The sequence below is a fragment of the Plantibacter sp. MMLR14_011 genome (assembly GCF_001865025.1).
Taxonomy (GTDB): domain Bacteria; phylum Actinomycetota; class Actinomycetes; order Actinomycetales; family Microbacteriaceae; genus Plantibacter; species Plantibacter flavus_A.
Genome location: NZ_MJGW01000008.1, coordinates 187,368 through 208,663, shown reverse-complemented (window position 1 = coordinate 208,663; position 21,296 = coordinate 187,368). Strand labels below are relative to the sequence as shown.

Here is a 21,296-nt window from a genome sequence, read left to right as displayed (position 1 = left end):
CCGGAGGCCAGGGTGGTGCGTCGCTCCTGCGAGCGTGCTAGAGCGTCGGCGGGCGGTGCCGACCGGTACCGGCCGTCGCGCCCCACCAGTCGAGGTACGCGCTCGCGGTGTCCGGCAGCGCCGGGCGGAGGCTACGACCGGCGGGCAGGCGCGTCCGGGAGGGATCCAGCCAGGCCGCGGCCAACTCGGTGTGCAGCGTCGACGGGTCGTAGCGGACCATCGTCTCCGGCCGCAACTGCTCCATCTCCGCCGCGTAGCGCGAGTCGACGACGAGCGGCCGGCGGCCTGCCTCGACCCAGTCGAGCATCGAGCGCGACGCGGAGACATGGCCGTGCGCGGCGAGCGGGATGCCAGGAAGCGAGATCTGCGCGGCGAACGCCGCATCGTCGAGGTATCCGGTGACCTCGAACGAGACCTCGGCGGCGCGTGCTTCCGCCTCGAGGTCGAGCACGTCATCCTCATGGCCGGCCGAGGGGGCGCCGATGGCACGGACGACGACGTCGGCGATCGGGTGACCGGTGGCACGGAGATCCTCCGCCGCTCTCGATGCCGCCTGGATCGCCGCTGCGTGGCCCTTTCCCGGGTAGATGAACCCGGCGATGAGGACAGTGAGCGGACGGGACACTCCGCGCTGCGACGCATCGTCCACGGTCGCCGGAGCGGATGCGATCCGGGAGCCGAGCGGGATGGCGTATGGAACGACCGAGGCACTGACACCGAGGAACTCTTCGGCGAGCGCCTGCTCGTGCCTGCTGTTGACGGCCGTCGCGTGGGCGGCTGCGATGAACCGTGCGTAGGCGGCGATGCGGCGGTCCAGCATCCTGCCGTCCGAGGTCTGCGGGACGTCGTGGAGGGTGACCGTCAACTCGGTGGCGTCTGCGAGGCGCTCGACGGCTTCCGCCGCCTCCTCGGGCGATCGACCGAACAGGCGGTCGGTGACGTGGACGTGTGCTCGGCCCACGCCGTCGAGCAGGTGCACGGCGTGGGACGGGGTCGGGGCGTCCAAGCGTTCCGCGCGAGGGTCCGTGGTGATTACGGCGTCGGCGACGTCGATCGCGTACTGGACGACGCCGTGGTGCTGTGGGCCGATCATGAGGAGACGGGGTGGGGCTGCGATCACCTGCGTCATGGTGGTGCAGTGGGGGGCCTGCGTCAAGGGTCGCGGGCACTCTCGTCATCGGACCTATGTTCGGAGGACGGCGCGCGCATCGCGCCGACCCGTCCGCGCGTCTCGCGCCCGCATCCGTACAGGGGATCCCGCCATGCAGCCGACCGCGACGCACCCCACCGCTCGAGTCGCCGACCCGACGTCTCGCCCGATCCGTGTCGTCTCGATCCCGGCCGCGCACCCCTACGTCGGCCGGGTCTCCGCCTCACCCGAGATCGACGTCCTGGACGATCCGCCGGTCGAGGGAGCGCCATCGGGCGTCTGGTGGCCCCCCGTGGCCCTCGATCCGAGCTGGATCCGCGACCACGCCGGCGATGCCGATCTCCTGCACATCCACTTCGGCACGGAGTCGTTCCCACCCGGACACGTGACCGCGTGCCTCGAGGCCGCGCACGAGGTCGGCTGGTCGGTCGTCTACACGGTGCACGACCTCGAGCACCCGCAGCTCGAGCACCAGGGGGCGTACGGGGCGCAGCTCGATGAGCTCGTCCGCGGCGCCGACGCGCTGGTCACGCTGACCCCCGGCGCCGCCGAGGGGATCCGGGAACGCTGGGGTCGCGAGGCGATGGTCATCGCTCATCCGTCACTCCTCTCGGACGACGTCGACGTCCCGCTCGTGCTGCCGTCGGCCGGGTTTCGGGTCGGCGTGCATCTGAAGGACCTGCGCCCCAATGTGGACGCGGTCGGTGTCGTCACCACCCTCATCGACGCGGTCGAACGCCTGCGCCGCCGTGGAGCGGACGTCGTCGCAGAGATCCGGATGCACCACGTGGTCCGCGATCCGGAGGCCCGCGACACCGTCCGACGGCTTGTCGGCAGATCGGAAGCGGCGCTCCTCATCGAGCACGAGCGTCTCGACGACCTCGGACTCGCCATCGCGCTCAGCCGCCTGGACGTCTGCCTGCTCCCCTACCGGCACGGCACGCATTCCGGCTGGCTCGAACTCTGCTGGGATCTCGGCGTGTCCGTCGCCGTCCCGTCCGGGATCGGAGCGTACCTCGAGCAGCATCCCGACGACACGGTCTCCGCGTACGACCTCGGGGACGGGGCCTCACTCGAGCGTGCCGTCGGCGAGCTCCTCGAAGCGGATGGCGCGACCCGAGCCGGTTCCGCCGGTCGGAGCGCGACCGTCGCCGAGCGCCGCGCCCGTCGCGTCGTCGACGACGCCGTCGGTGCAGCAGCGCACGCCGAGCTGTACCGCCGAGTCATCGCCGAGCACGCCTCGTGACGGCCGGTCCACGACTGCGCGTCGTCGTCATCGCCCCGCTACGCTTCCCCATCCGTCGTCCACACGCCGGCGGTCTCGAATCCGCCGTGTGGTCGGAGGTCACCGCGCTCCGCGCACGAGGCCACGAGGTGACGTTCATCGGCGTCCGCGGGTCCGACTTCGTCGAGCGCGGCAGCGTCTTCGAACTACCGGAACTACGGTGGCCGCGCTGGTCCTCCCCCGACGACGAGCGGTATCCCCCGGGCCACATGACCCGATCCGTCCCGGCATTGCGCCGTGCGCTCGAAGCGATCGCCGCTCGGCCAGGGCGATACGACGTGGTCTCCAACCACTGCCTGGACGCGCTGCCGGTGGAACTGGCGCCCGAGCTGGGCGTCCCCATGATCACCACCCTGCACACACCGGTCGACGAGGCCGTCGCCGCTGCCGCGAGCCGGGCCGGTTCCGACGGCAGCCGGTTCCTGGCGGTGAGCGAGTTCACGAAGCGCACCTGGGCGACGGCCGGCGTCGAGTCCGAGGTGCTCCTGAACGGCATCGATCCGGATGCCTGGCGGGCCGGCCGGGGCGGTGACGACCTGGTGTGGTTCGGGCGGGTCGTCGCGGAGAAGGCTCCACATCTCGCGGTCGACGTCGCCCGCCGACTGGGGCGACGCCTCGTCATCGCCGGCCGCGTGGGCGATCCGGTGTACGCCGAGCGCGTGCTGTCGCCGCTGCTGGGACGCGACGTCCGACATGTCGGGCCGCTCGATCCGGCGCGACTCGCCACGCTCGTCGGACGGAGCGCGGCAGCGGTCTCGACGCCGGCGTGGGCCGAGCCGTTCGGTCTCGTCGCGCCGGAGGCGCTGATGACCGGGACACCGGTGGTTAGTTTCGCCGTCGGAGGTGTGCCCGAGATCGCCCAGGCCAGCGTCGGGATGCAGGTGGTCGAGCCAGGAGACCTGGCCGCCATGGCGGACCGCGTGGACGGGTTGATCCGGCAGTCGGAGCTGAACCGAGGGTTCCGCGCCTCGATCCGGGCATCCGCCCTCGCCCGGTTCTCGCTCGACGCCAGGGTGGGCCGGCTCGAGGAGCACTTCGCGGCGCTCCTCGGCGACTCGCCGGTGCTCGGTTCCGGTCGCGTGGACGAGTTCAGCTCGTGAGGCCGCGCATCGGTTGGTACGTGCACCACCACGGACGGGGGCACGTGACGCGTCTGCTCGCCGTCGCACCCCACCTCGACGCCGACATCGTCTGCTTCAGCTCGTTCCCGGCTCCGGGGGGACTCCCCTCGAACTGTTCCTGGGTGGTGCTCGACCGGGATGACGACGTGCCGGACGGCGCGTCTCCCCCGGACGACTGCGATCCGACCGCAGAGGGGCTGCTGCACTGGGCGCCACTCGGCCATGCCGGTCACCGTGCTCGTCTTGCGACCATCGCCGCCGCTCTCGCGCAGCAGCAGATGGACGCGATGGTGGTGGACGTCTCCGTCGAGGTGGTGCTCCTCGCACGCCTGCTCGGTGTCCCCACCGTCGTCATGGCACAGCCGGGCCATCGCGACGACGAGCCGCACGCGCTCGCCTTCCGTGCGGCGTCGACGATCATCGCCCCATGGCCTCAGGGTGTGCTGCAGCTGGAGCACCTGCGTCCCGTGCAGGACAAGGTGGTGTACACCGGCGGCATCAGTCGCTTCGAGGGACGGGAGCGGACGTCCGCGGAAGCCGGGCGCAGCGGGGTGCTCCTCCTCGCCGGTGCCGGGGGTTCCGCGGTGTCACGGGATGCCGTGGAGGAAGCCGTACGCGCCAGCGGTCGCGATTGGACCTCGCTCGGCACCGGTGCCGGGTCTGTCTGGTCCGACGACCCGTGGGACGCGCTCTGCCGGGCGGAGGTGGTGGTGTCGTGGGCCGGTCAGAACGCGATCGCCGATCTCGCCGCGGCCGGCGTCACGGCCGTCGTGGTCCCACAGGAACGCCCGTTCGACGAGCAGGTGTCCACCGCCCGTGCACTTGAAGCCAACGAGCTGGCGGTCGTGCGGGCGTCCTGGCCCGACGCTGCGGACTGGCCGGCCGTCCTCGACCGGGCTGCGGAGCTCGACCCCGACTGGTCTCGTTGGCAGGTGGCGGGCGCCGCCCGACGGGCGGCTGAGGCGATCGAGGCGGTCGCGGCCGGCGATCCTGCAGGGGGTGGGCGATGAGGACGTCGATCGTGACCCTGTGCTCGCGCCCACGACTCGGGCACCTCGAACGGCAGCTCGAGGCCGTCAGGGCGTTCATACCGACGTCGGGTGACGTGGTGGAGCGACTCGTCGTGTGGATCGGCGACGACGCACCACCGGCTCTCGACGCGGAGCTGACGGTCCACCTCCCACCGGGGCCCGACGGGCTCCGTCTCGCGGCAGGTCGGAACCTCGGTGCCGCGCTGGCCGTCGAGCGCGGTGCCGACCTCATCGTGTTCCTCGACGCGGACTGCGTCCCCGGGCCCGCACTGCTCGACCGGTACCGCGAAGCGTCAGCTCGCCATCCGGGGGCCATCCTCTGCGGACCGGTGACCTATCTGCAGCCCGGCGTGGACGTCGCCGACCACCACGCGTTGGCGGCGGCGACGGCTCCACATGCCGCGAGACCGAACCCGGAGGACGGCGCGGAGCGTGTCGCCTCCGAGGACGAGTACCCGCTGTTCTGGTCCTTGTCGTTCGCGACGACTGCGTCGACGTGGTCCCGGACCGGAGGGTTCGACGAGGGCTACGAAGGCTACGGCGGTGAGGACACCGACTTCGCGTTCGCCCTGAGCGCGGCGGGGACACCACTCGTGTGGGTCGGAGGCGCGCACGCCTACCACCAACACCACGAGACGCAGCGCCCGCCCTGGCAGCACTTCGACGACATCCTCCGGAACGGCGCGCGGTTCGCCGACCGGTGGGGAACCTGGCCGATGACCGGTTGGCTGGAGGCGTTCGCTCAGGCCGGCGCCGTGCGGCGGGTGGGTGAGGACTGGGTCCGCGTTCAGCCGACCGCGACCACCAGCGCGATGGCGACGGGCTCCGGCGCATAACGGTCGACGGGACAGTGCCGTCTCATCGGCCACTGCCCGGGCGTCACTCGTCAGCGACGAATCGCACCCGGTGGACCGCTGCGGAGTCGTGTGCTGCGGAGTCGTGTGCTGCGCTGGAGCCATCGGACGGCGGGCAGATCCTCCGGCCAGTGCACACGCAGGGTGGTCCAGCCGCGACGCATCCGGAGGGCGAGCGAACCGGCATCGGTGAACGGGCGCATCGAGATCCCCATCTCGAGCGACCGGTCGTAGCGCACGCGTCGGTGCAGACCCAGGTGTGTCGACACGTCCAGATCGTCGTGCAGTTCCGCATCCTCGCGGTGCACCGTCTCGGCGATCTGCTCCCACGTCTCGCGTCGGACCGCACAGTTGGACCCGAAGATCGGGACCTGGGCGAGGGCGGCCCCGACGAAGAGCCGGTACGCCCCGAGGTAGAGGCCGGCGAGCGGTGCTCGGAGCGGGCGGGGACCGTCGATGAAGACGGCGGGGCCGGTGAGCGCCTCCAGCTCCGGGTCCGTCGCGAACGCCTCGGTGATCCGGGTCAACCAGTCCGGCGGCGGCACGCAGTCCGCGTCGAGTCTCGCGACGACCGTCGCCGTCGCGTGGTCGAAGCCGGCTGCGTTCGCCGCGGGGATGCCGGGCATCGGCTCATCGATGAGGACTGCGCCGTACCGCTCGGCGATGGCCGCGACCTCGGCACGATCGCGGCTGCCGTTGTCGACGACGATGATCGATGCGGGTCCGGTGTGCTGCGCGCGCAGGGAGCGCAGACAGCGGCGCAGGAGCGCGGCGTCGTCCTTCACCGGAACGACCACGTCCACGGTCATGGGCGGGTGGACTGCGGTCTCGTGCGTCTCGACCGTCATGCGTCTCGCCCATCCGCCAGCAGTTGTGCCTCCGCGAACACCCGCGGGTGGGCGAGGATCCGGAAGTGACCGCCGGTGTCGAGTTCCACGTTCTTGGCACCCTCGAGTCGGCTGCCGCCCGGGATGTGCGGATCGAAGCGCCCGTAGACGGAGACGATCCTCGGATTGACGGTCGCCTCGCGGGAGAGCGCGAGGATCGTCGGGTCGTCGGGGGTGAAGATGCGGAGGCTCGGGAGGAGCATGAGCCTCGCGTACCGCGATCCGGCGAACGGCGCCGCGACGGCGAGCATCCCCGAGATCCGGGCTCCGCCGCCGCCGAGCGACATGACGAACTTTCCGACGAGCCCGCCCTTGCTGTGCGCGAGGAGGACGACGTCGCCGAGCCCGTTCGCCTCGAGGTAGTCGGCGACGAGTCGTGCCGCCACCGGGACCGCGCGGTCGTTGCGCCCGAGCGGGTCGATCACGTGCACCGGGTGCCCGTCGTCGTGGAGTCGGCGGATGAGCGGCTCGAGGAACCGCCAGGTTTCGTAGACGCCCGGGAGGACCACGATCGGCGACCGGTCGCCGGACAGGAAGTCGTGCGGATCGGTGCGGCTGACGAACGCCCGGAGCTGCCAGACGAGCGCGTAGGCGTAGTCGCGCGCCCACCAGCCGAGTGTCCGCAGCGCGGACCGGATCACCGGTGGTCACCGTTCGCGTGGCTCAACCGTCTCCCCGCAGGACCTGGGGGCGTCGCTCTGTTCCCATGTCCTCACCGTAACCGGACCACCCGGCCTCACCCTGGACCTTGACAGCGGCCGGACCGGACCCGGGCTGATCGGGACCGACGATGCTCGGCGTGGCTCACCACGGGTGCGGTGCGCTGATAATCTGGCAGCTGCGGTGGCCTCGGGGTGTTCGTGTGCCCGGACGATCGAGGAGTGCAGTGGGAGAGATCGACGGAGAGTTCGGCCGCGTCCGGGACGCGCTGGAGCGTCCCGCGATCCGGCTCCTGAGTCGCCCGACCGCACCGGCGGTGGTCGCGATCTTCCGCACCACGTTCGGCCGCGACGTCCAGTTCGTCGCAGCGGACCGCTTCCATCTGCAGGTCGAGGAATACCTCGGCGAACTCGCGGCTCGCGGTGCTCGGATCCCGGCCGGCGGCGATGAACGCGGTGGCGGACGGTCCCTCTGCCGGGAGTGGGTGCACGACCAGTGGCTCGTCCGGACCAGCACCGACGACGGCGAGGAACAGTACTCGCTCACCTCGCACGCGCTCGAAGCGGTCTCGCTCGTCGACGGCCTCGCACACGACCGCGCCCTCATCAGCGAGTCGCGCCTGACCATGATCCTCGACTCGGTGCGCCGATGGGCGCTGCAGGCCGACCCGGACCGTGACGAGCATCTGCGTCGTATCGACGCGCAGCTCGCCGAGCTCCAGGCGGAACGCGAACGGGTCGCGGCCGGCGGCACCGTCGTGGCGGCGAGCGACGACCGGATGCAGGACGGCTACGCCAACATCGCCGACCTCATCCGTCAGCTCCCGAGCGACTTCCGCCGGGTCGAGGAGTCGGTCATCGCGATGCACCGGCGGATCGTCGAGGACTTCCGGAACGACACCCGTCCGATCGGCGAGATCCTCGACGACTACCTCCGGCGCACCGACGAGCTGATGACGGCGACAGCCGAGGGTCGGGCCTTCGAGGGCGCTTTCGAGCTCCTCCGCAACGACGATCTGCTCCAGGACCTCAAGCGCGACCTCTCCACGATCCTCGACCACCCGTTCTCGGCCAGACTCGGGCCCGCGGAGCTCCGTGGCTTCCGGGGTGCCGTCGGCATCATCCGACAGGGGATCGACGACGTCCTCGCGCAGCGTCGGCGGCTCACCGCGACGCTCCGTGACCACATCGTGCATCACGACGTCGTGCAGGACCGCGAGCTCGACTCGACCCTGCGAGCATTGAACCAGCGCCTCGGCATCTGGATGCGGACCGCGGGACCACGCGCCACCGTCGACCTGCCGCTCCTCCCCGAGACCATCGACATCGAGCACCTGCGCGAGCGGTTCTACGATCCGGACGTCGAGGTCGCACCGCCGCCGATCGCGACCGCCGTCGAACGGATCGACGGCGCGGCGATGTCGCTCGACACCCTCCGGTCGCAGGGTGGTCCGCTCCTCGACGAGCTCCGGGCCGGACTCCTCGGTGCGGTGACCTCCGGTGCCGAGGACGCCCATGCAGCGTTCTCGGCGCTCGATCCGGAACTCCGACGACCTGTGGAGCTCTTCGGCCTCGTCCACCTCATGACCCAGCTGGGCACGTACGACGAGCAGGCACCACGCCGTCGCTACGAGACGGTCCGTCCGGACGGGACGACCACCGCGTTCGAACTCCCGGCCTTCCCACTGGGTGAGGCCGGTGTCGCAGCGCTGACGCGAGCCACGACGACCACGACGACTGTTCCGGCCGACCAGGCCGGGCGCGGAACGGAATGACATGACCTCCGAGACGGATCCCACCGTGACGGCGACGACCGATTCGACGTCGGACGACCTGACGACGGACGGACTCGACGCCTTCACACCCGCCGACGCGCCGGTCGCCGACCCGGATGACGACTCGTTCGCCCTCTTCGAAGGGGACGAGGGACGCCTCGACGCCGCTCAACGTCGTGCGCTGGTCGCTCTGCTGAAGCACCGCTACGTCAGCCCCGCGCTCCAGCCTGCCGAGTGGCGGACGGTCCTCGAGTCCGAGTCGCTGCTGCGGTCCCGCCTCAACGAGCTGTTCCTGGAGCTCGAGGTGGACCGCTCGGCCGAGGTCGCCTTCAAGCGCCAGGCGGGCTCGGAGAGCGGGCGGCGTCCCTTCCCGACTCTGCTGCACGACACCAGCTACAGCCGCGAGGAGACGATCCTGCTCGTCTACCTGCGGACGCGTCTCCGGACCGAACTGGCCAACGGCGCACGGGCCGCGATCGTCGAACACGACGAGCTCCTCGGCTTCGTCGCGAGCTTCCGGCCCGAGCACGCCACCGACCGCGCCCGCGACGACGGACGCGTCGAGCGCGCGATCGACAAACTGCTGACCGCGCGCGTCCTGCTGCGGACCAAGGACGCCCGCCGCCACCGGATCGCGTCGGTGGTGGAGACGCTCCTCCCCCTCGAGCGCCTCCAGGAACTCCTGGAGTGGCTCGAGACGCAGACCGCAGCGGTCGATCCGGCCTCCGAACAGCCGCGAACCGATGCCGACGCGGACGCGGACGACGAGCCCGACGGCACCGTGGCCGAGTCGCAGAACTCCCCCGACGACCAGACCCAGCCACAAGCAGCAGAGGACGACCGATGAGCCGCTCCACGGACACCGACACCCTGCTGGACCTCGTCGAGCAGTGGCGCATCGAACGGATGCAGGTCATCAACTGGGGTGGGTTCGACGGGTACCGATCGGTCGACTTCGCCTCCCGCGCGACGCTCATCTCCGGCGCCTCCGGAACCGGGAAGAGCTCGCTCATGGACGCGTATCTCGCGGTCATGATGCCGTCGGACGTGCCGTTCAACGGAGCCTCCAACGACGCGGCGGTCGGACGGGCGCGGAATCCCGACCAGCGCAACCTGCTCACGTATCTCCGCGGCAAGGTCGACTCGGCACGGGACCCGCAGACCGGGGCGATGCGCGACATCAACCTGCGCGGCACGGATCAGCTCACCTGGGGTGCCGTGGCGGTGACCTTCCTCAACGACGACGACCGTCGCTTCACCGTCGTGCGCGCCTACCTCGTCCCGCGACGTGCGCTGCGCACCGGTGACCTGTCGATGACCATGGCGACCGTCGACGGGCCGTTCGAGCTCACGGACCTCGAGGCGTTCGTGCCGAAACGGTTCGACGCCGGTGAGCTCCAGGGTCGCATCCCCGGATTCGTCGTCCGCGACACCTACGCGGAGCTGTCCTACACGCTGCACACTCGTCTCGGCATCGGTGCCGGTGGCGACGGTGGACGGGCGATGCGTCTGCTGGCCAGGATCCAGGCGGGCCAGCACCTGCCGACGGTCGACGGCCTGTACAAGTCGATGGTGCTGGAGCGTCCGAGCACGTACGACGCGGCCGACCGGGCGCTGTCGCACTTCGAAGCGCTCGACGAGGCGTACCTCGCGATGGAGACCGAGAGCCGTAAGGCTCGGGTGCTCGAGCGGCTCGGTGAGCTGCGTCGCGACTACGAGGACGGGCACCGGGCGGCGGCCGACCTCGAGCGCCTCGGCTTCACCGAGGACGGCACGACCCCCTTCACCGTCTGGCGCAGTCGCGCACACGAGGCATTGCTCGATGAAGCGGTCTCCAGGAACCGGCGGGAGAAGCTCGAGGCCGGGGCCACGTTGGAAGCGGCGCGGGCACGAGCTGCTGCCGCAGGTGTCCGCGTCCGCGAGCTCGAGCGTCAGGTGTCGGAGCAGGGCGGGAGCGCGCTGCGGCGTGCCGAGGAACGCCGTGAGGCCGCGGAGGCGACGCACGCCGAGGTGGCACGAGCCAGGTCGCTGTTCGACGAGCGCACCGAGGTCCTCGACGATCCGATCGAGGATGAAGCCTCGTTCCGGCGTGCGCTGGGCCGCAGTGAGGACTTCCTCGCCGACGACGACACCGCGCTCGACGCCATCGAGACCGATCGCGCCCAGCTGCATCGCGAAGCGTTCCCTCTCGAGGAGCGCAACACCGAGCTCCGCCGTGAGCTGCAGTCGCTTCGCGGCCGTGACGGCGCGGTCCCCGATCGACTCCACCGGGCGAGGCTCGCCCTCGCCGAGGCGGCCGGACTCGATCCCGAACAGCTGCCGTTCGTGGCCGAGCTCATCGACGTCGCTCCCGCCTATGCCGCCTGGCGTCCCGCGATCGAGGTCACCCTCCACGGTCTCGCGAGGACCGTCCTCGTCGACGAGGAACACCTCGACGCGTTCGGCCGCGCGATCGACGCCGTCCGGATCCCGGTCCGCCTGCAGTTCGAGGGTGTCCCGCTGCATGAGCCGTCCTCCCCGGACGCGGGCGACCCCGCGTTCATCTCCGGCCGCGTCACGTACCGCACCTCCCCGTTCAGTACGTGGATCGAGCAGCGCGTCACCTCGGACCGGATCGACGCGCGGTGTGTGGAGACACCGTCGGAGCTCTCGGGCGGAGGTCGCCGCGTGACCGTGAACGGCCAGCTGCGTGACGGCCGCCGCGGCTCTCACGGCGACACGGGCGGCGCACCGATCCTCGGCTTCACCAATGAGGCGCGGATCGCGTCGATCGAGGCGGAGACGGCCGAGATCCGCGGGCGACTCGAGGTCATCGCCGGTCGACAGGCCGGGATCCAGCAGCGGCTGTCGCGTCGTGAGGCCGAGCGGGCCGCCCACCGGTACCGACTCGACACCGAGTGGGCCCGGATCGACGTCGCCGGTGCAGCAGCGCTCCGTGACGCCGCCGCGGCCGAGCTGGAGCGTCTGCTCGACGCCAGTGACGTCCTGCAGGAGCTCCAGGGCTCGGTGGCGGCCGCCCAACGTGAACTCGACGCCGCCAACGCGGAGCGGTTCCCGGCCGAGGACCGTGTCAGACGCCTCGACGAAGAGCACGGGGTGCTCGTCGATCAGCAGGACGCGGCGACGACGGTCATCGACCGCTTCGAGCGCTCCGAGGTGGAGGAGGTCTCCCCCGCCGACGTCGAGCGGATCGAAGCCGCCCTCGCAGCGGTGGGCGGCGTGCCGTCACTCGGTGGGTTCGGTGATGCGATGAAGCGGCTCCGCGCCCGGCTCGGTGACGAGTTGTCGTCGGCCGTCCGCCAGGCGGAGCAGGCCGCGCTCGCACAGGTGCACGTGTTCGAGCAGTACCAGTCGATCTGGCACGACCCCAACCTCGGCACGACGCTCGAGTCCTACGGCGACTACCGGGCGATCCTCGACGGCATCCTCGGCACCGGTCTCCCCGAGCGCCGCCAGGAGTGGCGCCGCCGGCTGTCCCAGTGGAGCGGCGAGGACCTGGTCCCCCTCAGCAGCGCGTTCGACAGCGCCGTCGAGGAGATCGAGGACCGCCTGGTCCCGGTCAACGACATCCTGCGCGACCTGCCGTTCGGACCGGCGCACGATCGTCTCAAGATCGTCCTCCGCCGGGTGCATCGCGAGGAGGCCTCCGCCTTCCGGCGCGAGCTGCGCGCCCTGTCGAGCGAGGTCACCGCGAACCTCGGCGACGACGAGTTGGAGGCCCGGTTCCAGCGGCTCCGCCGGTTCATGGAGTCGATGCGCGACACGGGTGCCGGCGCCCAGTCGACCCGCGACCAGGTGCTCGACGTGCGCCGTCACGTCGAGATCACCGCCGTACGGTACGACACGTCGGGGCAGGACGTCAGCGTCTACTCCTCGCTTGGCGACAAGAGCGGTGGCGAGACCCAGGAGCTCGTCGCGTTCATCGTCGGCGCCGCCCTGCGCTACCAGCTCGGTGACGAGGACCGCCCACGTCCGAGGTTCGCGCCGGTGCTGCTGGACGAGGGCTTCATCAAGGCGGACTCGGAGTTCGCCGGCCGCGCGGTGGTCGCCTGGCTGCGGCTCGGCTTCCAGCTCGTCATCGGTGCGCCGCTCGACAAGGTGACGGCGCTCGAGCCCTACATGGACCGGCTCCTGTCGATCCGGAAGGATCCGCAGACCCGACACGCCTGGGTCGCCGAGATCGCGCGGTCGGCTCCGGCCGAGTCGCTCGAACGCGTCGGATAGCGCTGTTCCGTCGATCTCAATGGATCGCGGCGTGACTTGACACGACGCGTGTTCGAACATATGTTCGAACCATGTCCGATCGGCCCGCCGCCCCGCCGATCCGCATCGGCGAGGCCGAGTGGATCGTGATGCGGGATGTGCCCGACCGGCCGGCCGGTCTCGTGAAGTATTTCGCGCCGAGCGGCGCACCGGCCTACTTCCGCTGCGTCACCTGGGCTCCGCGGTCAGAGGACCGCCGACTGATCGGTCGGTTCGCGACGCTCGCCGAGGCGGAGCGCGCCGTGCCGGGTGGACGCCGGTCCGCCGCACCGGCCACTCCCAGCTCCGCGGACGCCTGGGAGCACGGGCAGGTCCCGTGGGACGCAGCGCCGCGACGGAGCGACCGGTACGCCTGAGCGGCCGGTCACCGCTCGGTCAGCGCCACCCGTACCGCGTCCGGAGCCCGGTGGCGACTCGGGCGAAGCGATCCCGCGGGACCTGAGCCGCTTCCCGTCGCATGCCGTCGGGGTGCACGCGGAAGACGCGGTCGAGGTTCGCCCAACTCGGACGGCCGGCGCTGTCCCATCCGCCGGTGCCGAGCGGCACGAACTCACCGTCCTGCGAATGATCCTTGCTCGTCAGCTGCACCGCCAGCACCCAGCCTCCGGTCGAGCGCGCCACGATGAGCACCGGGCGGTCCTTGCCACGTCCGTCGCGCTCCTCGTACGGCACCCAGGTCCAGACGATCTCGCCTGGGTCGGGATCGCCGTCGACGGCCGGGGCGTAGTCGATCGACACGGCGCCCACCGCCCGCGGATCGACCTCGACGGTCGCCGTCCGGCCTGAGCGTCCGGGTGAAGCGGCGGTGGTGGTCGGTGGCGCGGCGAGGCCGGCGGTCCGCACCGCACTGGAGGCGGCGCGGGTGGAAGGGCCCAGGAGTGCGTTCGCGACGCGGCGGATGATCGAGGTGAAGGTTGACACGCCGTCACCCTACCGTCCGCGGCCGCCACCCCGGCGAACGACGGACGGGCGCCGTCCTGATGGACGACGCCCGTTCGGCGAATCGGTGACGATCGAGGTCAGTCGACGAGGGCGTACCCCTCTTCGCCGTGCACGGAGGTGTCGACGCCGGCGATCTCGTCCTCGTTCTTGACGCGGAAGCCGATGGTCTTCTCGATCGCGAAGCCGATGACGAAGGCCACGATGAAGGAGTAGACGAGGACGGCGAAGGCGGCGATGGCCTGGACGGCGAGCTGCTCGATGCCGCCGCCGACGAAGAGGCCGGTCTCGGTCGCGAAGAAGCCGAGGTACAGGGTACCGATGAGACCACCGACGAGGTGGATGCCGACGACGTCGAGGGAGTCGTCGAAGCCGAGCTTGAACTTGAGCTCGACGGCGATGGCGCAGACGGCGCCGGCGACGATGCCGAGGAGCAGCGCCCAGCCAGGCGTCAGGTTCGCGCAGGCCGGGGTGATGGCGACGAGACCAGCGACGGCACCGGACGCGGCGCCCACCGAGGTCGCCTTGCCGTCCTTGAACTTCTCGACGACGATCCAACCGATGATGGCGGCCGCGGTGGCCCCGACGGTGTTGACGACGATGAGTCCGACGTTCGCGAGCTCGTTCAGCCACTCGGCGCCGGCGTTGAACCCGAACCAGCCGAACCACAGGATGGCGGCACCCAGGAGGGTGAGCGGCACGTTGTGCGGCTTCGTGATGCCCTTCTGGAAGCCGATGCGCTTGCCGAGCACCAGCGCGAGGGCGAGTGCTGCGGCTCCGGCGTTGATGTGCACCGCGGTGCCACCCGCGTAGTCGATGACACCGATACCGGCATCCTCACCGAACAGCGTGGTTCCGAGGTTCATGATCCAGCCGCCGCCCCAGACCCACGCGGCGATCGGGAAGTACGCGATGGTCGCGAAGAGACCGGCGAAGATCATCCAGGAGCCGAACTTCGCGCGGTCGGCGATGGCGCCGGAGATCAGCGCGATCGTGATGATCGCGAAGGTGGCGCCGTAGGTCGCCCCCACCAGGTCGGTGTTCGCGGTCTCGCCGCTCGCGAGTGCGGTCATCCCGAAGTCGGAGAAGGGGTTGCCGGCGAACTCCAGCGGGCTGCCGACGGCCGACATGTTGAAGCCGTAGAGGATCCACAGCACGCTGATGAGGCCCAGCGCGCCGAAGCTCATCATCATCATGCTGACGACGCTCTTCGCCTTCACGAGGCCGCCGTAGAAGAATGCGACGCCCGGGGTCATGAACAGCACCAGAGCGGTTGCCGTGACTCCCCAAGCGATACTGCCTGTATCCATTGGATCTTCCTCACACATCGTGGTCTTGCAACGGGTGCCCGAGATGGAGAGGACCGGCTGAGCTCGGCCTCGCCGTCCGACTCGGTACAGCGACCAGTCTGGGGAACGGAGGTTTCCGCACGACTGTCAGCGTGTTTCCGACGTGTTACGCGAGTGCCGTCCAGGTAAACAGCGTGTTTCGTGACCGGCTGGGACCGGTCAATCCATCGAGGTGAGGGCGATCATGCGCGACATCGCGCGCAGGTACTTCTTGCGGTACCCACCGTTGAGCATGTCGCCGCCGAACACCTCGTCGAGGGCGGTGCCGGTGGTGACCACGGGGATCTGTGCGTCGTACACCCGGTCGATGAACGCGACGAGCCGGAGCGCCTGGCCCTGGTCGGTCAACTCGTGGACGTCGCGGAGCGCGATCAGGTCGACGCCGTCGAGGAGTCCGATGAACCGTGAGGGGTGGACGGCGGCGAGGTGCGTGATGAGACCGTCGAAGGTGTCGACCGTGACGTTCCGGCCGGCGGCCGCCGCCTCCTCGGTGCGGGCGTCGAACCGCTCCTCGGAGCTCACCACGGCATGACCCTCGATGCTGCGACGGCGGTAGTCGGTGCCGTCGATGCGGAGGGTCTCAAAATTGGCGCTCATGGCCTGGATCTCGCGGAGGAAGTCGGCTGCGGCGAAGCGGCCCTCCCCCAGGGCGTTCGGCGGCGTGTTGGAGGTCGCCGCGATCCTCGTCCCGGTCGCGACGAGTTCCCCGAGCAGTCGGGTCATGACCATCGTGTCGCCCGGGTCGTCGAGCTCGAACTCGTCGATGCAGATGAGCGTCGCGCCCGTCAGCTGCGCGACCGCCGCCGCGTAGCCGAGCGCTCCGACGAGGGCCGTGTACTCGATGAAGGTGCCGAAGTACTTCTTCCGACCGGGCGCATCGTGCCAGAGCGCGGCCAGGAGGTGGGTCTTGCCGACGCCGAAGCCACCGTCCAGGTAGATGCCCGGCTTGGCCGCCGACACCTTGGGCTTCCGCCGTCCGAAGAAGCCGCCACCGCCACCGGCCTGGGGCGCGAAGAAGGCGCGGAGCTTCTCGACCGCGGCCGCCTGGCCAGGGAAATCGGGATCCGGACGGTACGAGTCGAAGCTCGCCTGCTCGAACTGCCGGGGTGGCGTCAGGCTCGCGACGATCTCGGCGCCACTGACCGTGGGGACACGGTCGGCGAGGCTGCGGAATCCGGTCGGGACGGAAGGCGTGGTCACGGCAAACCTCTGGCTCTGCATGGGTGCTGGGTTACGGCGTCTGACGCATCGGTGTGGTTCGGTGGCGCGGACGGCGTACTGTCGAAGGGACAGGCTTCCAGCCTAGATGCACGACACCCGAGCCACACCGCAGCCAGCTGCACGACCGGAGGTACCCATGACCGTCGACGCCGATTCGACCTCGACCAAGTTCACCGCCTACGCCCACCCCGAGCGCCTCGTCACGGCGGAGTGGCTCGAAGCGCACCTGGGCGAACCCGGTCTCGTCGTCGTCGAGTCCGATGAGGACGTCCTCCTCTACGAGACCGGCCACATCCCCGGCTCGGTGAAGGTCGACTGGCACACCGACCTCAACGACCCGGTCGAGCGCGACTACATCGACGGAGCCGCCTTCGCCGCGCTGCTGGGGTCCAAGGGGATCTCGCGAGACGACACCGTCGTCATCTACGGCGACAAGAACAACTGGTGGGCCGCCTACGCCCTGTGGGTCTTCAGCCTCTTCGGACACGAGGACGTCCGGCTGCTCGACGGTGGACGCGACAAGTGGATCGCTGACGGCCGGGCGGTCACCCGCGACGCCACGGAGCGCGACGCCGTCGAGTACCCCGTGGTGGAGCGCGACGACACGGCCCTCCGCGCCTACAAGGACGATGTGCTCGCCCACCTCGGCAAGCCGCTCATCGACGTCCGCTCCCCCGAGGAGTACAGCGGTGAACGCACCACGGCGCCCGCCTACCCCGAAGAGGGTGCGCTCCGCGCCGGTCACATCCCGAGTGCGCAGAGCGTCCCGTGGGGCAAGGCGGTCGCCGAGGACGGCACCTTCCGGCCGGCCGAGGAGCTGGACGCGATCTACCGCGACGGCGCGGGCCTCGCCGAGGGCGACGAGGTGATCGCCTACTGCCGCATCGGCGAGCGGTCGAGTCACACGTGGTTCGTCCTGCAGCACCTGCTCGGGTTCGACAACGTCCGCAACTACGACGGGTCCTGGACGGAATGGGGCAGCGCCGTGCGCGTGCCGATCGTGCAGGGCGCCGAGCCTGGCGACGCACCGACGCGCTGAGCCCGTCCACCCACCGCCCTTCCGCACGGCTTCACGGTGCGGGAGGGCGGTCCGCTGTTCCCGGCTGCGATACTGGAGTGACCATGACCGATTCCCTCCTCGCCCCGAACCTCGCCGAGATCCGAGATGAGTTCCTCGCCGTCGAGGAACGCTCACGGCTGCAGCTGCTCCTCGAATTCAGCGACGAGCTGCCAGACCTCCCGGAGCGGTACCGCGACCACCCCGATCTCATGGAGCGGGTGCTCGAGTGCCAGGCGCCCGTGTTCTTCTTCGTCGAGGTCGACGAGGACGGCATCGTGCACCTGTTCGCCACGGCTCCCGAGGAAGCCCCGACCACGCGCGGATTCGCGAGCATCCTCGTCCAGGGGCTCGCCGGGCTCACCGTCGACGAGGTCCTCGCCGTCCCCGACGACTTCCCGCAGATGATCGGACTCTCCCGGGCGGTGTCGCCCTTGCGACTGCGCGGGATGTCGGCGCTGCTCGGCAGGACGAAGCGCCGTCTCCGCGAACTCGCCTGAGTCGTCGGCCCGTCGGTCAGTGCCCGGGCGGTAGCGGCACGAGCTCGTCGAGCCAGTCCGAGACCGCGGCGGTCCAACGCTCCGGGTCGTAGTTCCAGAGCTTCGTGTGACGGGCGACGGTGAACGGGACGAACGTCACGATGTCCGGTCGTGCGAGGGCGAGCGCCCGCGACGGCCCCGCCGGGACGTAACCGTCGTCGTCACTGTGCATCAGCAGGATCGGCAGCGCGAGGTCGGCGGCGTTGGCGACGTAGTCGAGCCGACCGAGATCGATGCTCGTCGCCTGCCCGGTCAGGAGGCGTCCCCACCGGCGGCTGATGGCGAGCAGGGCGACCCGACCCACGACGCTCGGGATCCGGTTCTCGCGGGCCTGGTGCTGCAGGACGTCCACCCAGTCGATGACCGGCGAATCGAGCGCGACGGCGCGGAGGAGTTCGGGGTGCGTCGTCCGCCGTGAGGCCTGGAGCACGATCGCTCCGCCCATGGACCAGCCCATGAGCACGACGTCTGCGGCGCCCTGTTCGCGCACCCAACCGATCGCGGCGTCCACGTCGCGCCACTCCTCGTCGCCGAGCGCGTAGCGGAAGTCCAGCGCGGGCGGAGCATCGCCGTCGTTGCGGTAGGAGACGAGCAGGCACGAGTACCCGGCGTTACGGAAGCTCGGCACAGCTCGGAGCGCTTCGGATCGCGTGGTCCCCCGGCCGTGCACCAGGACGGCCCAGCGGGTGGACGGTCCGTCCTCCGGGTGGATCGCCCACGCCGGCGCCGGCCCGAGCGGGGTCGGGACGAGCACGTCCTCGTGGGCGAGACCCAGCTCCTCCGGGCGGCGGAAGAACCACCCGCTGAACTCGGCCTCCTGGCCGACGCGGAGCGCGTCGACGTCGCCGCCGAGGAGCGTCCGGACCACCGTGTGCTGCCGCACCTCGAGGATGTCGCCCAGCTGCACGTAGGCGGCACGTCTCGTCACCCAGCTGCCGTAGCGGCCCGGGACGATCGTGTCCGGGGACGCGACGAGTTCGATCGTCCCTCCGGCACGGTCCAAGCCGACGATGCGTGCCTCGCTCGGGCGGTCCCGAGCCGGGACCACCACCTTGCGGGCGATGGTCGCGACGACGGCGAGTCCGAGGGCGCCGACGGCGGCAGCGGCTCCGCCGGCGATGACGATCGCATCCGTCGCCGAACCCCGTCGTCGGATGCCGGGGCCCGCCACTCCTCGACCGCCTGCCTGCGACCGGGGTCCGCATCTCCGCCCGGCGTGCCTCTGCCCATTCATCGGGATGTAACTCTAGTCTTCAGTCGTGGTAGAGAGTCCGACGACGGCAAAGGTTCCCGAAGAGTTCGCCCGAGCGGTGGACGCTGTTCGCGCTGCAGCCGTCCGGCCCGATCTGAGAGTCACGGAGATCCCCGCGCCGAGCAATCTCGCGCCGTTCGCCATCGCCCTCGCGGCGGACGTCTCGCCGAGTCGCCACGATGCCGACTCCGACCTCGGTACGGGGCGGTTCGTCCTCCTCTACGACCCCGACGGTTCCGACGCCTGGGGCGGACGCTTCCGCGTCGTCTGCTTCGCCCAGGCTCCCCTGGAGACCGAGATCGGACTCGACCCGTTCTTGGCCGAGGTCGCCTGGTCCTGGCTCGTGGACGCCCTCAACACCCGTGGCGCCTCCTACCAGGCGGCGTCCGGCACCGCGACGAAGATCATCTCGAGTGGCTTCGGGGAGCTCGCCCGCCAGGGCGACGGCGCACAGATCGAGCTCCGCGCGTCGTGGACACCGCTGGAAAGCGACGTCGCGGCGCACGTGGAAGGATGGGGAGAGCTGCTGTGCATGCTCGCCGGCTTGCCTCCGACCACCGAAGGGGTCTCCCTGTTGTCCGTCAAACGAGCTCACCGTGAGTGACGCGGCGCCCGGATCGGCGCCGCTCGTCCCGCCGCCCGCACCGACCGCACCACGGGTCGTCACCGACACCCGCGAGGCCTACCTCGCCTCACTCGAGGTGCTCGCCGCCGGTCACGGGCCGTTCGCGCTCGACGCCGAACGCGCGTCGGGCTACCGATACTCGCAGCGGGCCTACCTGATCCAGGTCTACCGTCGCGGTGCCGGGGTCTTCCTCTACGACCCGCCAGCGATCGGCTCCATGGCCGAACTCGGTGCCCTGATCCAGGGTGAACGCTCGATCCTGCACGCGGCCAGCCAGGACCTCGCCTGCCTCCGCGAGGTGGGCGTCGACCCGAGCGAGCTCTTCGACACCGAACTGGGCGCCCGTCTGCTCGGGCTGCCGCGTGTCGGGCTGGGTGCCGTGGTCGAGGAACTGTTGGGCATCCATCTGGCGAAGGAGCACTCCGCCGCCGACTGGTCGACCCGCCCGCTCCCCGCCTCCTGGCTCGAATACGCGGCGCTCGACGTCGAGCTGCTCGTCGACGCCGCGGAGGAGCTGGCAGCCCGCATCGAGGATGCCGGGAAGAGCGACATCGCGCGCCAGGAGTTCCAGGCGACGCTGGCCCGGGAGGCGAAGGCACCCCGCGCCGAGCCCTGGCGCCGCCTCTCCGGACTCCACGCCGTGCGCGGACAACGCAACCTCGCCGTCGCTCGCGAGCTCTGGATCGCGCGTGACGAACTCGCGCAGCGCCGCGACACCGCCCCCGGGCGGCTCATCCCCGACGCCTCGATCACCGCGGCCGCGAAGGCCAACCCCAGCTCGAAGCGCGACCTCGCAGCCCTTTCGGACTTCCGTGGGCGCGCGAGCCGCACCGAACTCGACCTCTGGTGGAACGCGATCCACACCGGCCAGACCACCGAGGACCTCCCCGGTGCCCGACCGGCGAGCGATACGCTGCCACCGCCGCGCAGCTGGTCCGACAAGAATCCCGACGCGCACGCCAGGTACACCGCGGCACGGACGAAGATCCTCGCGACGGCGGAGTTCCTGACGATGCCGGTGGAGAACCTGCTCACGCCGGAGACGCTGCGCCGACTGGCCTGGACGCCGCCCGAACCACTCACCGTCGAGACGGTAGCCGAAGCACTCGCCGAGCACGAGGCACGCCCTTGGCAGATCGACGCGACCGCCCGGGCGATCACCGACGCCTTTGTCGAGTCGGCCCAATCCCCGGTGGAGCCTGACCCGGACGCTTCGTAGGAAGCGCTGCACCCGGGTGTCCACCCGTGTCTGCCGCCTAGGATCGGGGCGTACCCCGAGAATGAGGAGG

The 21,296-nt window shown here is 70.7% G+C and carries 19 protein-coding genes; 12 read left to right on the top strand and 7 right to left on the bottom strand.

Annotation, left to right across the window (positions count from 1 at the left end; all coding sequences use genetic code 11):
* Positions 1 to 37 precede the first annotated feature (37 nt).
* A complete protein-coding gene (locus BIU99_RS05395; protein ID WP_071260362.1) occupies positions 38 to 1,120 on the bottom strand; it encodes a hypothetical protein in 1,083 nt (360 codons plus the stop codon).
* A gap of 142 nt (positions 1,121 to 1,262) precedes the next feature.
* On the opposite strand from BIU99_RS05395, the gene BIU99_RS05390 reads away from it, so the two are divergent.
* From BIU99_RS05390 to BIU99_RS05375, 4 genes are read left to right on the top strand one after another with little or no spacing between them, the layout of a single operon-like run.
* Entirely contained in the window at positions 1,263 to 2,396 is a 1,134-nt protein-coding gene (locus BIU99_RS05390) for a hypothetical protein (RefSeq protein ID WP_071260115.1), read from the top strand.
* Positions 2,393 to 3,535, top strand: a complete 1,143-nt coding sequence (locus BIU99_RS05385) for a glycosyltransferase (RefSeq protein WP_071260112.1) — start codon at positions 2,393 to 2,395, stop codon at positions 3,533 to 3,535. Before BIU99_RS05390 ends, BIU99_RS05385 begins: the two co-directional genes overlap by 4 nt.
* Before the next feature lie 44 nt (positions 3,536 to 3,579).
* On the top strand, positions 3,580 to 4,566 hold the full coding sequence (locus BIU99_RS05380) for a glycosyltransferase (RefSeq protein ID WP_254773576.1): 987 nt from the start codon (positions 3,580 to 3,582) through the stop codon (positions 4,564 to 4,566).
* Positions 4,563 to 5,423, top strand: a complete 861-nt coding sequence (locus BIU99_RS05375; RefSeq protein ID WP_071260106.1) for a glycosyltransferase family 2 protein — start codon at positions 4,563 to 4,565, stop codon at positions 5,421 to 5,423. The genes BIU99_RS05380 and BIU99_RS05375 overlap by 4 nt, the downstream gene beginning before the upstream one ends.
* Before the next feature lie 50 nt (positions 5,424 to 5,473).
* On the opposite strand, the gene BIU99_RS05370 is transcribed toward BIU99_RS05375, so the two are convergent.
* The gene (locus BIU99_RS05370) at positions 5,474 to 6,289 is read right to left on the bottom strand and encodes a glycosyltransferase family 2 protein (RefSeq protein WP_071260103.1); all 816 of its coding nucleotides are present in this window, start codon (positions 6,287 to 6,289) and stop codon (positions 5,474 to 5,476) included.
* Positions 6,286 to 6,966 carry a triacylglycerol lipase gene (locus tag BIU99_RS05365; RefSeq protein WP_071260360.1) on the bottom strand — a complete coding sequence of 227 codons (681 nt, stop codon included), beginning with the start codon at positions 6,964 to 6,966 and terminating at the stop codon, positions 6,286 to 6,288. The genes BIU99_RS05370 and BIU99_RS05365 overlap by 4 nt, the downstream gene beginning before the upstream one ends.
* A gap of 248 nt (positions 6,967 to 7,214) precedes the next feature.
* Between BIU99_RS05365 and BIU99_RS05360 the strand changes: the two genes are divergently transcribed.
* From BIU99_RS05360 to BIU99_RS05345, 4 genes are all read left to right on the top strand, one after another.
* Positions 7,215 to 8,762, top strand: a complete 1,548-nt coding sequence (locus BIU99_RS05360; protein WP_071260100.1) for a DUF3375 domain-containing protein — start codon at positions 7,215 to 7,217, stop codon at positions 8,760 to 8,762.
* Between the two features lies 1 nt (position 8,763).
* Complete coding sequence (locus BIU99_RS05355) at positions 8,764 to 9,609, top strand: DUF4194 domain-containing protein (protein ID WP_071260097.1); 846 nt, start codon at positions 8,764 to 8,766, stop codon at positions 9,607 to 9,609.
* Positions 9,606 to 12,986 (top strand): ATP-binding protein, encoded by a 3,381-nt coding sequence (locus BIU99_RS05350; RefSeq protein ID WP_071260095.1) that lies wholly within the window; start codon positions 9,606 to 9,608, stop codon positions 12,984 to 12,986. The genes BIU99_RS05355 and BIU99_RS05350 overlap by 4 nt, the downstream gene beginning before the upstream one ends.
* A 71-nt stretch (positions 12,987 to 13,057) precedes the next feature.
* Positions 13,058 to 13,381, top strand: coding sequence for a hypothetical protein (locus BIU99_RS05345; protein ID WP_064293797.1), 324 nt, complete (start codon positions 13,058 to 13,060; stop codon positions 13,379 to 13,381).
* A 19-nt stretch (positions 13,382 to 13,400) separates the two neighbouring features.
* Here the strand turns inward: BIU99_RS05345 and BIU99_RS05340 are convergent, their stop codons facing one another.
* The 3 genes from BIU99_RS05340 to zapE form a co-directional block, all read right to left on the bottom strand.
* Entirely contained in the window at positions 13,401 to 13,946 is a 546-nt protein-coding gene (locus BIU99_RS05340; RefSeq protein ID WP_254773574.1) for a type II toxin-antitoxin system PemK/MazF family toxin, read from the bottom strand.
* Positions 13,947 to 14,044: 98 nt separating this feature from the next.
* On the bottom strand, positions 14,045 to 15,274 hold the full coding sequence (locus BIU99_RS05335; RefSeq protein ID WP_064293796.1) for an ammonium transporter: 1,230 nt from the start codon (positions 15,272 to 15,274) through the stop codon (positions 14,045 to 14,047).
* 198 nt (positions 15,275 to 15,472) lie between these two features.
* The gene (gene zapE / locus BIU99_RS05330) at positions 15,473 to 16,534 is read right to left on the bottom strand and encodes a cell division protein ZapE (RefSeq protein ID WP_064293795.1); all 1,062 of its coding nucleotides are present in this window, start codon (positions 16,532 to 16,534) and stop codon (positions 15,473 to 15,475) included.
* Positions 16,535 to 16,670: 136 nt separating this feature from the next.
* Between zapE and BIU99_RS05325 the strand changes: the two genes are divergently transcribed.
* A complete protein-coding gene (locus tag BIU99_RS05325) occupies positions 16,671 to 17,573 on the top strand; it encodes a sulfurtransferase (protein ID WP_064293794.1) in 903 nt (300 codons plus the stop codon).
* 83 nt (positions 17,574 to 17,656) lie between these two features.
* Entirely contained in the window at positions 17,657 to 18,091 is a 435-nt protein-coding gene (locus BIU99_RS05320; protein ID WP_071260092.1) for a SufE family protein, read from the top strand.
* A gap of 16 nt (positions 18,092 to 18,107) precedes the next feature.
* Here the strand turns inward: BIU99_RS05320 and BIU99_RS05315 are convergent, their stop codons facing one another.
* The gene (locus BIU99_RS05315) at positions 18,108 to 19,301 is read right to left on the bottom strand and encodes a S9 family peptidase (protein ID WP_082915822.1); all 1,194 of its coding nucleotides are present in this window, start codon (positions 19,299 to 19,301) and stop codon (positions 18,108 to 18,110) included.
* A gap of 88 nt (positions 19,302 to 19,389) precedes the next feature.
* Between BIU99_RS05315 and BIU99_RS05310 the strand changes: the two genes are divergently transcribed.
* Both BIU99_RS05310 and BIU99_RS05305 read left to right on the top strand, forming a co-directional pair.
* On the top strand, positions 19,390 to 19,986 hold the full coding sequence (locus BIU99_RS05310; protein WP_071260089.1) for a DUF3000 domain-containing protein: 597 nt from the start codon (positions 19,390 to 19,392) through the stop codon (positions 19,984 to 19,986).
* Positions 19,979 to 21,226, top strand: coding sequence for an HRDC domain-containing protein (locus BIU99_RS05305; RefSeq protein WP_071260086.1), 1,248 nt, complete (start codon positions 19,979 to 19,981; stop codon positions 21,224 to 21,226). Before BIU99_RS05310 ends, BIU99_RS05305 begins: the two co-directional genes overlap by 8 nt.
* The last annotated feature ends 70 nt before the right edge of the window (positions 21,227 to 21,296 follow it).

Coding starts and splice junctions, on each gene's coding strand:
- BIU99_RS05325 (WP_064293794.1), top strand. CDS start 16,671: ATGACCGTCGACGCCGATTCGACCTCGACCAAGTTCACCGCCTACGCC.
- BIU99_RS05375 (WP_071260106.1), top strand. CDS start 4,563: ATGAGGACGTCGATCGTGACCCTGTGCTCGCGCCCACGACTCGGGCAC.
- BIU99_RS05350 (WP_071260095.1), top strand. CDS start 9,606: ATGAGCCGCTCCACGGACACCGACACCCTGCTGGACCTCGTCGAGCAG.
- BIU99_RS05320 (WP_071260092.1), top strand. CDS start 17,657: ATGACCGATTCCCTCCTCGCCCCGAACCTCGCCGAGATCCGAGATGAG.
- BIU99_RS05335 (WP_064293796.1), bottom strand. CDS start 15,274: ATGGATACAGGCAGTATCGCTTGGGGAGTCACGGCAACCGCTCTGGTG.
- BIU99_RS05355 (WP_071260097.1), top strand. CDS start 8,764: ATGACCTCCGAGACGGATCCCACCGTGACGGCGACGACCGATTCGACG.
- BIU99_RS05370 (WP_071260103.1), bottom strand. CDS start 6,289: ATGACGGTCGAGACGCACGAGACCGCAGTCCACCCGCCCATGACCGTG.
- zapE (WP_064293795.1), bottom strand. CDS start 16,534: ATGCAGAGCCAGAGGTTTGCCGTGACCACGCCTTCCGTCCCGACCGGA.
- BIU99_RS05345 (WP_064293797.1), top strand. CDS start 13,058: ATGTCCGATCGGCCCGCCGCCCCGCCGATCCGCATCGGCGAGGCCGAG.
- BIU99_RS05390 (WP_071260115.1), top strand. CDS start 1,263: ATGCAGCCGACCGCGACGCACCCCACCGCTCGAGTCGCCGACCCGACG.